The 12800-nt window shown below is 71.9% G+C and carries 8 protein-coding genes; all 8 read left to right on the top strand.

The genetic code is table 11. The features are described from left to right. Positions 1-69: 69 nt before the first annotated feature. The 8 genes from QF032_RS37025 to QF032_RS36990 all read left to right on the top strand — a co-directional run bounded on the left by QF032_RS37025 (position 70) and on the right by QF032_RS36990 (position 12776). The gene (locus QF032_RS37025; protein ID WP_307059489.1) at positions 70-2592 is read left to right on the top strand and encodes a CBM35 domain-containing protein; all 2523 of its coding nucleotides are present in this window, start codon (positions 70-72) and stop codon (positions 2590-2592) included. 157 nt (positions 2593-2749) lie between these two features. Further along, positions 2750-4444 carry a ribulokinase gene (gene araB / locus QF032_RS37020; RefSeq protein WP_307048802.1) on the top strand — a complete coding sequence of 565 codons (1695 nt, stop codon included), beginning with the start codon at positions 2750-2752 and terminating at the stop codon, positions 4442-4444. 76 nt (positions 4445-4520) lie between these two features. Further along, entirely contained in the window at positions 4521-6038 is a 1518-nt protein-coding gene (gene araA / locus QF032_RS37015; protein ID WP_307048800.1) for an L-arabinose isomerase, read from the top strand. Positions 6039-6081: 43 nt separating this feature from the next. Continuing rightward, on the top strand, positions 6082-6801 hold the full coding sequence (gene araD, locus QF032_RS37010; protein WP_307048798.1) for an L-ribulose-5-phosphate 4-epimerase AraD: 720 nt from the start codon (positions 6082-6084) through the stop codon (positions 6799-6801). A 137-nt stretch (positions 6802-6938) separates the two neighbouring features. Then, a complete protein-coding gene (locus QF032_RS37005) occupies positions 6939-8012 on the top strand; it encodes a LacI family DNA-binding transcriptional regulator (protein WP_307048796.1) in 1074 nt (357 codons plus the stop codon). A 134-nt stretch (positions 8013-8146) separates the two neighbouring features. Then, complete coding sequence (locus tag QF032_RS37000) at positions 8147-10816, top strand: SpoIIE family protein phosphatase (RefSeq protein ID WP_307059487.1); 2670 nt, start codon at positions 8147-8149, stop codon at positions 10814-10816. 174 nt (positions 10817-10990) lie between these two features. Beyond that, positions 10991-11773, top strand: a complete 783-nt coding sequence (locus QF032_RS36995) for a hypothetical protein (RefSeq protein WP_307059485.1) — start codon at positions 10991-10993, stop codon at positions 11771-11773. A 535-nt stretch (positions 11774-12308) separates the two neighbouring features. Further along, positions 12309-12776, top strand: coding sequence for a PP2C family protein-serine/threonine phosphatase (locus tag QF032_RS36990; RefSeq protein ID WP_307059483.1), 468 nt, complete (start codon positions 12309-12311; stop codon positions 12774-12776). The last annotated feature ends 24 nt before the right edge of the window (positions 12777-12800 follow it).

Here is a 12800-nt window from a genome sequence, read left to right as displayed (position 1 = left end):
ACGCGCCCCGGTCGCCCCCTGGTTCCATCCACGATCCTCCCGCAGCGACGCGGGAGGCGGAGGACATCCATGCCTCGTAGCGCACGCAGATCACCGAAGGCCCGCCGCCTCGTCGGCTCGGTCGCCTTCAGCGCCGTCCTGGCCGGCACGGCCCTGACCGGTCCGGTCGCCCACGCGGCCGGTCCGCAGGTCACCGTCGACCTGGGCCGCACCACCGGCGCCGTGATGCACGGCGCCAACGGGACGCTGTACGGCCTGAGCGACGTCGGCGTCCCCGGCGACGAACTGGTCACCCCGCTGCACATGACCACGGTCGTGCAGAAGCCGCAGGGCGGGGCGCAGCACCCCAACGGCGACGCGCTGACGGTCAAGCCCGCCTTCGACCGGGCCGGCGGCGGCGACGTCTACGTCTACATGCAGGACGACTACGTCCAGTGGCCGTACGAGAACCTGGGGCTGGCCGACTACCTGTCCAAGGTCGACAGGATGGTCCGCGAGGTCGCCGCCCGTCCCGACGCGGACGATTTCGTGTGGGTGCCGTTCAACGAGCCCAACGGCAACTGGTACCCGGGGCTGGGGAGTTCGGACAGCGCCACGTACGCGGCCGCGCTCCGCAGCTTCAAGAGCGACTGGACCACCGTCTACCGAAAGATCCGGTCGATCATCCCGGACGCCAGGATCGCCGGGCCCAACGAGACGCACTACGACGCCCGCCTGATGGGCGACTTCTACCCGTGGGCGAAGGCCGCCGGCGTCCTGCCGGACATCACCACCTGGCACGAGCTCGACCCCGGCTCGCTGTCGAGCTTCGAGTCCACCCTGGCCGCCTACCGCGCCCTGGAAGCCTCCGCGGGCATCCCCGCGCTGCCGGTCAGCGTCAACGAGTACGGCAACCGGCGCGACCAGTCGGTGCCGGGACAGATGATCCAGTGGATGTCCATGTTCGAGCGGAACAAGGTCTACGCCGACCAGGCCTACTGGAACATCGCCGGAAACCTCAACGACAACGCGGTGCAGACGAACATCCCCAACGGCACCTGGTGGCTGCTGCGCTGGTACGCGGGGCTCACCGGCAGGACCGTCCAGCTCACCCCGCCGCAGTCCAACACGATCGACACCGTCCAGGGCATCGCGTCGCTGGACACCGGCCGCAAGCAGGCCCAGGTGCTGCTCGGCGGCGCCTCCGGGTCCGTCGACACCGTGATACGGCACGTGCCGGCCTCGTTCGGCAAGAAGGTCGACGTCACGGTCGAGCGCACCGCGTGGAGCGGCTACGAAGGCGCGGCCGCCGCACCCGCCGTGGTGTCCCGCACCACGGCCACCGTGGCGGGGGACGGCAGCGTCACCGTGCCGCTGACCGGCCTGGACGCCATGTCCGCGTACCGCATCACGGTGAACCCGGCCGGCAGCGGCACGCCCGCCGCGGCGAGCCTGCCCTGGTCGGCGACGTACGAGGCGGAGAACGCGGCGATCACCGGCGGCACGGTCTACTCGCAGGGCTCGCGCTCCAACCCCTACGGCTTCGCCACCTCCGGCACCAAGGACGTCGGCAGCCTGAACCAGCCGACCAGCAAGGTCGCCTTCACCGTCGACGTCCCGCGCAGCGGCGTGTACGACCTGGACGTCTTCTACGGCAACCAGTCCGGCGGCCCCGCCACCCACACCCTCACGGTGGACGGCGCTCCCGCCGGGACGCTCACCTACGGGTCCACCCTGAACTGGACCTACCGCGCCAAGGCGAGCACCCCGGTCACCCTCACCGCCGGACAGCACACCCTGACCCTGGCCAAGGGCACGAACGAGGTCACCCTCGACAAGATCGACCTCACGGCGGCCACCGCACGGGACGCCGTGTACCCGGCGACGTACGCCGACATCAGCGGCTCCCCCTCCTACGACTACTCCGCCTCGGGCGTCAGCGGCGCCGGCGCCCTGGTGCTGGACCGCGGTGACAAGGCGGCCTTCGACGTCTACGCGCCCTCCGACGGCTACTACACCGTGCACGCCGACTACGCCTCCACCGGCGACAGCGCCCTGAGCATGGACGGCGCCACCGCCGTCACCCTCCCCGCCACCCGGGGCCGCGTCACCGACAAGGCGCTGCGGCTGTACCTGTCGGCGGGCAACAACCGCATCACCGCCGCCCCGGCCGCAAACTCCTGCCTCACGCTGCGGGACCTGCGCGTCACCGGCGCCGCCGACACCACGGGCGTCACCTCGTACGAGGCCGAGGACGCCACCCTCGCCGGGACCGCGGACGTCTCCGGCAACGCCTGGTCCTCGGGCGGCGAGTACGTCGGTCACATCGGCCTGAGCGCCGCCAACACCCTCACCTTCCAGGTGAAGGCCCCCGCGGCCGGGCGTTACGTGATGAACGTAACGCTATGCGAACAACGAGGTCGCCGGTTCCGGGAACTACAACACCAACGTGGTCTCCAGGGCGGCGGACATTTCGGTGAACGGCACCACGGCCACGGTCATGTTCCGCAACTCCTACAGCTGGTCCAACTTCTGGGACCTGCCGGTCCCGGTGACCCTGAAGGCCGGCGTCAACACCGTCACCTTCGCAAATTCCAGCACATACGCGCCTGACATCGACAAGGTGAGCGTCGCGCCGCTGCACGGCTGATCTCACCCCGGCCGGGGTCTTCACGGGCCCCGGCCTTCCCCATCCTCCACACCACCGGTTACCTTTCCCCTATCCGCAATACCGAACGTTGATTGTCATACCGAACAGAAGGGCGGTCCGGTGGTGAACGCCGAGATCCAGGACGAGCGCGGGGAAGAGTCCCGTCCCGACACCTATGTCATCGGAGTCGACTACGGCACGCTGTCCGGGCGGGCCGTGGTGGTCCGGGTCTCCGACGGCGCCGAGCTCGCCGCGGCCGAGCACGCGTACACGCACGCCGTGCTCGACCGGGAGCTGCCCGACGGGACCTCCCTGCCGCCGGACTGGGCGCTGCAGGTGCCCAGCGACTACATCGACGTCCTGCGCATCGCGGTGCCCGAGGCGCTGGCCCGCTCGGGAGTCCGCCCCGAGCAGGTGGTGGGGATCGGCACGGACTTCACCGCGTGCACGATGGTGCCGACGCTCGCCGACGGCACCCCCCTGTGCGAGCTGCCGGAGCTCACCGGCCGGCCGCACGCCTACGTCAAGCTCTGGCGCCACCACGCCGCCCAGGCCCAGGCCGACCGGATCACGGCGCTGGCCGCCGAGCGCAAGGAGCCGTGGATCAAGCGCTACGGCGGCAAGATCTCCTCGGAGTGGGAGTTCGCGAAGGCGCTGCAGCTCCTCGAGGAGGACCCGGAGATCTACGCCCGGACCGAGCGCTGGGTGGAGGCCGCGGACTGGATCGTCTGGCAGCTGTCCGGCACCTACGTCCGCAACGCCTGCACCGCCGGCTACAAGGGCCAGCTGCAGGACGGCGTCTACCCGTCGCCGGAGTACCTCGCGGCGCTGAACCCCGACTTCGCCGACTTCGTGACGACCAAGCTGGAGCACCCGATCGGGCAGCTCGGCGATCTGGCCGGGCGGCTGACCGCCGAGGCGGCGGCCTGGACGGGCCTGCCCGAGGGCATCGCCGTGTGCGTCGGCAACGTCGACGCCCATGTGACGGCGCCCGCCGCGACCGCGGTGGAGCCGGGCCGGATGGTGGCCATCATGGGCACCTCCACCTGCCACGTCATGAGCTCCGACCAGTGGGCCGAGGTGCCGGGCATGTGCGGCGTCGTCGACGGCGGCATCCTGCCGGGCCTGTGGGGCTACGAGGCCGGGCAGAGCGGCGTCGGCGACATCTTCGGCTGGTTCGTGCGCACCGGCTTCCCGGCGTCGTACGCCGAGGAGGCGGCCGCGCTGGGACGCGACGCGCACCAGCACCTCACCGCGCTCGCGGCCGAGCAGAAGATCGGCGAGCACGGGCTGATCGCACTGGACTGGCAGAGCGGCAACCGTTCCGTCCTGGTCGACCACGACCTCAGCGGCATCATCGTGGGCCTGACGCTGTCCACCCGCCCCGAGGACGTCTACCGGGCGCTGCTGGAGGCGACCGCCTTCGGCACCCGCACCATCATCGAGGCCTTCGAGAACTCCGGCGTGCCGGTGCGCGAGCTGATCATCGCGGGCGGTCTGACGAAGAACGCGCTGCTGATGCAGATCTACTCCGACGTCACCCGCCTGCCCCTCGGCGTCATCGACTCGACGCAGGGACCGGCCCTCGGCGCGGCGATGCACGCGGCGGTCGCGGCCGGTTCGTACCCGGACATCAGGGCCGCCGCCCACGCCATGGGCAAGGCCCGTCCGGCGGTCTACCAGCCCGACCCCGAGCGGGCCGCGGCCTACGACCGCCTGTTCGCCGAGTACCGGGAGCTGCACGACTACTTCGGACGCGGCGCCAACGAGGTCATGCACCGGCTGCGCCGCATCCGCGCCGAGGCATCCGTCTGAACCCGTCGTCCCCCTGAGCGGTGAACGCCACCGCCATCTGCTCTGTGGTCATCATTCCCGAAAGGAAACGTCCGACATGGAAGCCAACGCCACGCCCTACCCCGACCACGAGGTCTGGTTTCTCACCGGCAGCCAGGGCCTGTACGGCGACGACGTGCTGCAGCAGGTGGCCGAGCAGTCCCGGAGCATCTCCGAGACGCTGGGTCACCCGGGTGAGATCCCGGTCCGGATCGTGTGGAAGCCGGTCCTGACCGACGCCGACGCGATCCGGCGGATGTGCCAGGAGGCCTCGGCCTCCGACACCTGCGTGGGCGTGATCGTGTGGATGCACACCTTCTCCCCCGCCAAGATGTGGATCGCCGGGCTCAGCGCGCTCGACCGGCCGCTGCTGCACCTGCACACCCAGTACAACCTGTCGCTGCCCTGGCCCAGCATCGACATGGACTTCATGAACCTCAACCAGGCCGCCCACGGCGACCGCGAGTTCGGCCACATCGAGTCCCGCGTCGGCGTCGACCGCAAGATCGTCGCCGGTCACGCCACCGACCCCCGCGTCGTGGGCCGCGTCGCCGCCTGGGCCCGCGCCGCGGTCGGCCGCCACACGGCCCGCACCCTGCGGCTGGCCCGCTTCGGCGACAACATGCGTGACGTCGCCGTCACCGAGGGCGACAAGGTCGAGGCCCAGCTGCGGTTCGGGTTCTCCGTCAACACCTACGGCGTCAACGACCTCGTCGCCGTCGTCGACGCCGTGGCGGACAAGGACGTCGCCGAACTCGCCGCCGAGTACACCGACTCCTACGACGTCGCCGAGGCCCTGCGCCCCGGTGGCGACCAGCACGACTCCCTGCTGTACGCGGCCCGCATCGAAGCCGGTCTGCGCGCCTTCCTCACCGAGGGCGGCTTCACCGCCTTCACCACCAACTTCGAGGACCTCGGCGGCCTGCGCCAGCTGCCCGGCATCGCCGTCCAGCGCCTCATGGCCGACGGTTACGGCTTCGGCGGCGAGGGCGACTGGAAGACCTCGGCGCTGCTGCGCACGGTCAAGGTCATGGGCGCCGGCAGCCCCGGCGGCACCAGCTTCATGGAGGACTACACCTACCACCTCGGCCCCGGCAAGCCGTGCGTCCTCGGCGCCCACATGCTCGAGGTCTGCCCCTCCATCGCCGCCGGCCGCCCCAGCGCCGAGATCCACCCGCTCTCCATCGGCGGCCGCGAGGACCCCGTCCGTCTGGTCTTCGACGCCGCCGAGGGCCCCGCCGTCGTCGTCGGTCTCTCCGACCTCGGCGACCGGTTCCGGCTGACCGCGAACGTCGTCGACGTCATATCCCCGAGCGAGCCGCTGCGCCGCCTGCCGGTGGCCCGCGCCGTGTGGGAGCCCCGCCCGTCGCTGGCCGAGTCCGCGGAGAGCTGGCTGCTCGCCGGCGCCCCGCACCACACCGTTCTCAGCTCGGCCGTGAGCGTGGAGACCCTGACCGACTACGCCGCCATGACCGGCGTCGAGCTCCTCACCATCGACGAGAACACCCGCACCGACCAGTTCGCCAAGGAAGTCCGCTGGAACGCGGCCTACCACCGTCTCGCCCAGGCGCTGTGAGGACGAACACCATGGCTCTGATCCGTAGGCAAGGAGGAAGCCGATGACCGTACGAGTACGCGACGGTCTGCGGCAAGAGGTGCTGGACGCCAACCTGACCATCCCTCAGGTCGGCCTGGCGACGCTGACCTGGGGCAACGTCAGCGGCGTCGACCGGGAGGCGGGCGTCTTCGTCATCAAGCCCTCCGGGGTCCCCTACGAGGACCTCGGTCTCGACGACCTGGTGACCGTCCGCCTGTCGGACGGCGCGGTCGTCGACGGGCACCTGCGGCCCTCCACCGACACCGAGACCCACCGCTGCCTCTACCTCGCCTTCCCCTCCATCGGCGGCGTCACCCACACCCACTCCACCCGCGCCGTCGCCTTCGCCCAGGCCCGCCGCGACATCCCGGTGCTCGGCACCACCCACGCCGACACCTTCAACGGCCCGATTCCGGTCACCCCGGATCTCACGGCCGAGCAGTGCGCGAAGGACTACGAGTACAACACCGGGCGGGTCATCGTGGATCTGCTGAAGGAGGACGACCAGCGGGCGGTCGAGGTGCCCGCGGCCCTGGTGGCCAACCACGGCCCGTTCACCTGGGGGCCGAGCGCCCGCAAGTCGCTCGAGCACGCCATCATCTGCGAAGCCGTCGCCGACATCGCCCTGCACACCTTCGCGCTGTCACCGACGGCCCCGCCGCCGCCCCACCTCCTCAACCGCCACTACACCCGCAAGCACGGCCCGGACGCCTACTACGGCAACCCGGCGCCCACGTCCTGACCGACGGGTCGGCCGGCCGGTCGGGTCCATCCCGGCCGACCGGCCGACCCGTTCCCTGATATATCTGTCGCACGAACGCCGGTCCCGGTCACTCCCGTCACTTGACGCGCGGCAATGTGACCGCGCACACTCACTCCATGGATGTGACCGGTCACACGAACTCCGACAGCCGCTCGGGTTCCGCACGGGAGCCGCGCAGAGCCGCCAGCATTCGCGATGTCGCACGGGCCGCCGGCGTCTCGTACCAGACCGTCTCCCGGGTGATCAACGGTCACCCGAACGTCCGCGAGGAGACGCGCCACCGCGTCGAGGCGGCCATCCAGAGCCTGGGATTCCGACGCAACCCGACCGCGTTCGCCCTCGCCAGCGGCGTGACCCGGTCCCTCACCGTCCTGACCTCGAACACGACCCTGCACGGCTACGCGGCCACGCTGCAGGGCGTGGAGGAAGCGGCCCGCGCCGCGGGATACGCGCTGGGCGTGAAGGTGCTGACGCCCGAGGACGACCTCGACCGCACGATGTCCTCGGCAGCGGCCGAGGGCGGCGGTCTGCTGGTCATCGGCTTCGACCCACTCGGCGCCGCGGCACTGGAACGGGCCCCGGCCGACGTGCCGTGCGCCGCCGTCGTCGAGGCCCCGCCGCCCGGCCGGACCCCTCCCCGTCCGGCCGTGTGGGCCGACGACCGCGAGGCCGCCCGGGCCGCCACCGCGTATCTGCTGGAACTCGGGCACCGGACCGTCCACTACCTCGCCATCCCGACGTCCGTGGGCGCCCGGCGTCCCGAAGGCCCCCGCGCCCAGGGCTGGCGCGCCGCTCTGGAGTCGGCCGGCATCACCCCGCCGGACCCGCACGGCGGCACGGGCTGGGACGCGCAGGTCGGTTACGACGAGGGGCGCAGGCTCGCGGAGGACCCGGAGATCACCGCGATCCTGTGCGGCAACGACGACCTGGCACTGGGCGTGCTGCGCGCCCTGCATCACGCCGGACGCGCCGTGCCGGGCGACGTCAGCGTCGTCGGCTTCGACGACGCACCGCACTCGGCGTTCCTCACGCCCGCCCTCACCACCGTGCGGATGGACTTCCAGGGGCTGGGCCGCGACGCCTTCGCCCTGTTGCACGGCCAGTTGGAGAGCGGCCACCTGCCCCCCGAACCGACCTTCGCCGGCACCGACCTGATCGTCCGCGAGAGCTCCGGGCCCGTCGGCGGCTGAACCGTCGGGCGCGGGCCGCCCCGCGGAACCGGCGCCGCGCCGTGGGCGCACAGCAGGGCACCGCGTGTGAACGAGTTCGGCCAAGCCCGGCATTCCGGGGTGATGGCCGGTGCGAGCCGGGGTTAGATGAGGCCATGGATCGACGGCTCGGGCGTCTGCGGTCCTGGCCGGGGCTACGGACCGTCGCCGGCCAGGTGTTCGTTCTGCAGGTCTTCATCATCCTCGTGCTGGTCGCGGCCGCGGTCGCCGCCCTGCTGCTGCAGTCCCGGACCGACGCCGAGCGCGAGGCCCGTAACCGCACCCTCGCGGTGGCCTCCGCCGTCGCCTCCTCGCCCTCGGTCGTCCAGGCCCTGAGCGAACCGAAACCCACCGTGGTGCTCCAGCGGCAGGCCGAGCAGACGCGCGTCCGCTCCGGCGTGGACTTCGTCGTGGTGATGAGCGTCGACGGCATCCGCTACACCCATCCCGAGCCGGCACGGATCGGCCGGCACTACATCGGCAGCATCACCAAGGCCCAGCACGGCGGAGTCGTCACCGAGACGACCACCGGGACGCTGGGCCCGTCGGTGCGGACCGTCGTCGCCGTCAGGGACCCGGGCGGGAAGATCGTCGGGCTGGTCTCCGCGGGCATCACGGTCAAACGGGTGAGTGTGGCGGCCGACCGGCAGGCGCCGCTCGTCCTGGCGGCCACCGCGCTGGTGCTCGCGGCGGCCACCGCGGGCAGCGCGCTGATCAGCCGGCGGCTGCGCCGCCAGACGCACGGGCTCGGCCCGGCGCAGATGACCCGGATGTACGAGCACCACGACGCCGTCCTGCACGCGGTGCGCGAAGGCGTCCTCATCATCGACCGGCAGGGCCGGCTGCTGCTGGCCAACGACGAGGCGCGGCCGCTGCTGGACCTCGGCGCCGACGTGGAGGGGCGGCCCGTCAGCGGCCTCGGGCTGGAGCCGAGGGCCGAACGGCTCCTGCTGTCGGGCACCACGTCCACCGACCGGGTGATCAAGGTCGGCACCCGGCTGCTGGCGGTCAGCCAGCGCCCCATGGAACAGCTGCCAGGCCCCGGAGGCTCGGTCACCACCCTGCGGGACACGACGGAACTCAGCTCCCTGGTGGGGCGTGTGGAGGTCGTCCAGGAGCGGCTGAGCCTGCTGTACGAGGCCGGCCTGCGCATCGGCACCACCCTGAACGTGACGCGCACGGCGGAGGAACTGGCCGAACTGGCCGTGCCCAGGTTCGCCGACTACGTCACCGTCGACCTGGCCGACGCCGTGCTGCGCGGAGAGGAACCGAACCTGGCGACCGTCGCGGAGTTGCGCCGGGTCGCGCTGCACGGCGTGCGCACGGGCACACCGCTGTATCCGGCCGGTGAGCTCATCCACTTCGACCCCTCGACGCCGCAGGCCGCCGGGTTCGGTTCGGGCCGGATGGTGCTGGAGGCCGACATGGCGGCGTTCTCCGGCTGGCAGGCACAGGCACCCGACCGCGCTCGCGCCCTGGTGGCCGCCGGTATCCACTCGATGATCGCGGCTCCGCTGCGGGCGCGCGGTGTGATCCTCGGCGTGGCGACCTTCTGGCGCTCGCGGGAGCCCACGCCGTTCGACCAGGAGGACCTCTCGGTCGCGGAGGAGCTCGTGGCCCGTGCCGCGGTGAGCATCGACAACGCCCGTCGCTTCACCCGTGAGCACGCCACAGCCGTCGCCCTGCAGCGGAGCCTGCTCCCGCACGCGCTCCCCGAGCAGAGCGCCGTCGAGGTGGCGCACCGCTATCTGCCGGCCGAGGCGGGCCTCGGCGGCGTCGGCGGTGACTGGTTCGACGTCATCCCGTTGCCCGGGGCGCGGGTCGCCATCGTGGTGGGCGACGTCGTGGGACACGGCCTGCACGCCGCCGCCACCATGGGTCAACTGCGCACCGCCGTGCACAACTTCTCGACGCTCGACCTGCCTCCCGACGAACTGCTCTGGCATCTGGACGAACTCGTCACCCGCATCGACCAGGACCGTGACGACGACAACGCCGACACCCCGACACTGACCGGCGCCACCTGCCTGTACGCGGTCTACGACCCGGTGTCCGGCCGGTGCTCCATGGCCCGGGCCGGTCACCTGGAACCCCTTGTCGTCCACCCGGACGGCCGGGCCCGTCTGGCCGGGGTGCCGGCCGGACCGCCGCTGGGACTGGGCGGGCTGCCCTACGAGAAGGCGGAGATCCAACTGCCCCCGAGCAGCAGCATCGTGCTGTACACCGATGGTCTGCTCGAGGAACGGCAGCGGGACATCGACGAGGGGATCGAACGGCTGCGCGGCGTCGTCGCACACGCCGGACGCACACCTGAACAGATGTGCCAGGCCGTGATGGACGCCCTGCTGCCCACCGCCCCACGCGACGACGTCGCGCTGCTCGTCGCCCGCACCCGGCTGCTCGACGGTGACCGGATGGCCCTCTGGCAGGTGGAGTCCGACCCCGCGGCCGTCTCCGGTGTGCGGGCCTGCGTCAGCGGCCTGCTGCACGACTGGGGACTGGACGAGGAGGCGTTCACCCTGGAACTGATCCTCAGCGAACTGGTCACCAACGCCATCCGGTACGCGACCGGGCCCATCACCGTGCGCGTGATCCGTGACCGCAGCCTGATCTGCGAAGTCTCCGACGGGAGCAGCGTCTCACCGCATCTGCGCCGCGCCGCCGGCATGGACGAGGGCGGCCGCGGGCTCTTCCTCGTGGCCCAGTTCGCCGACCGCTGGGGCACGCGTTACACACCCGAGGGCAAGGTCATCTGGACCGAGCAGCAACTGCCCGTGGGGCAGTGACGGTTCACTCGGCCACCGCTGCCGCGGGCCGTGCGGTCGCGCGGGGTGAGTTCGCTGGGCGCGGGGTCGCGGGGTGCCGGGTCGCGGGAGATTGTGCGCATGTGCGACGCGGTGATGAGTGCGGTGAGTACTATTCGGCAAAACCACGGCACATCACTCCAAGGAGGGCCCCTCGTGGCCGACAACCATGACGAGACGACCAGCCTCAGGCCGCTGTACGCTGCCCGGTTGGCTGAGGACCTGAAGCACAACACCGAGGAGCAGGAGCGTCTCAGCAGCGAAGTGACCGCGCTGCAGGAGAAGTTGGAGTCACTGCGCCACGACCACGCGCTGCTGGTCACCATGCAGCAGGCGCTCGGCGGGGCCGCGGCGGTGGCCGAGGCGGCTGCCACGAGCGCGCCCACGGCTTCGGTCCCCCGTCAGGCCGCGCCCGCCGCCGCGCAGGGCGGTGAGCAGAAGAAGAAGGCGCGCTCCAGGAAGGCGGCGTCCCCCAAGGCCGCGACACCGGCGAAGTCCGCCGCGTCACCGGCGAAGTCCGCGTCGTCGCCGAAGGCCGCGACACCGGCGAAGTCCGCGTCGTCGCCGAAGACCGCGGAGTCACCGAAGGCCGTGCCGGCGCCCGCGTCCAAGACCACGGCGGCGTCGAAGCCGGCGCCGGCGGCCAAGAAGGCGCCCGCGGCCAAGCAGGCGTCCAAGGCCGCCGACGGTCCGACGCTGCGTGATCTCGTCGTCGGTCATCTGACCCGCGAGGGTGAGCCCCGCTCGGCCCTCGAAGTCACCGAAGCGCTCACCGGCGCCCACCCGGAGCGCGGTGTCAAGATCACGGTGGTGCGCAGCACCCTGGAGGCACTGGTGGCCAAGGGGCAGGTCCGTCGCAGCAAGCAGGGCAAGTCCGTCTTCTACTCGACGGAGTCCGTTCCCGCCGCCGCCGAAGAGAAGCAGCCGGCGACCGTCTGACGCGTCCGGCCCACCTCCGCTCAGGCTGCCGACGGGGGCGGCAGCGGAGTGGGTCCGAGGCGGTGAACATGCCGCCGGGCGGAGCAATCGCCGGTGTGCCGCGACCGCGCACAGCAGGCTGGACGTCCTGCCCGGGCCGTGTGACAGGAGTCCGCTGTGCGAAGGCCGCGTAACCCCGACCGTGCGACACGCCGTCCGCCTGCACGCCACGCCCACCGGGTGCCGCGCAGGAGCGAGGGGTGACACACGCGTCCCCCGGCCGACGGCCGGAGACCGCCGTGGCGGCGCGGAACCGACCGCCCGCGCCTGCGGCGTGGGTGCGCAGACTGCCGCTGCCGTACGTCGTCGTCCTTCTGCTGATCGAGCCGGTGACGCCCACCCGGTGGCCGGTGAGTTTCGCGCTGGTCGCCGTGCCGTTGCTGACGGCGTTCGCCCACGGTCCGTCCGTCGTCGCCGGGGCGACGGTGTTCGCCGTCCTCTTCGAAGGGGTGCTGGCCGGCACCCCGTGCTGCGCGGGCCGGCCCGTCGGCTGTCTGTGGGACCGCCACTACGTGGCGAACGGTTCGTCACCGCCGTCTTCGCGGAGATCCGCGCCGACGACGGCGTCGTCCGGGTCGTCAACTGCGGTCACCCGCCCCCGCTGCTCATCGGTCCCGACGGGGTCCGCGAACTCGACCGGGGGCGGTCGGCTCCACCGCTGAACCTCGGGATGCTCGGCGGCGATCCGTATCACGTCGAGGCCTACGCCTTCCGGCCCGGTGACCAACTCCTGCTGTACACGGACGGCATCACCGAGACCCGCGATCCCGGCGGCGCGTTCTACCCCCTGCAGCGGCGACCGCGCTCTTGGGGGAGCCTGCCGCCCGACGAGCTGCTGCGCCGGCTGCACACCGACCTGCTGGTCCACAGCAAGGACCGTCTGCAGGACGGCATCGCGGCGCTCGCCGCCTGTCTGCTCGCCGACGAGGAGTGTGCGCCGGGGGGCGGGACGGCCCTCGGCTGACTCTTACGGAGTCGTGACGTCGCG

The organism is Streptomyces achromogenes, assembly GCF_030816715.1.
GTDB lineage: Bacteria > Actinomycetota > Actinomycetes > Streptomycetales > Streptomycetaceae > Streptomyces > Streptomyces achromogenes_A.
The sequence above is the reverse complement of the archived record's forward strand: the minus strand, read 5'-3'. Positions and strand labels throughout refer to the sequence as shown.

Coding starts and splice junctions, on each gene's coding strand:
- QF032_RS37025 (WP_307059489.1), top strand. CDS start 70: ATGCCTCGTAGCGCACGCAGATCACCGAAGGCCCGCCGCCTCGTCGGC.
- araA (WP_307048800.1), top strand. CDS start 4,521: ATGGAAGCCAACGCCACGCCCTACCCCGACCACGAGGTCTGGTTTCTC.
- araD (WP_307048798.1), top strand. CDS start 6,082: ATGACCGTACGAGTACGCGACGGTCTGCGGCAAGAGGTGCTGGACGCC.
- QF032_RS37005 (WP_307048796.1), top strand. CDS start 6,939: ATGGATGTGACCGGTCACACGAACTCCGACAGCCGCTCGGGTTCCGCA.
- QF032_RS37000 (WP_307059487.1), top strand. CDS start 8,147: ATGGATCGACGGCTCGGGCGTCTGCGGTCCTGGCCGGGGCTACGGACC.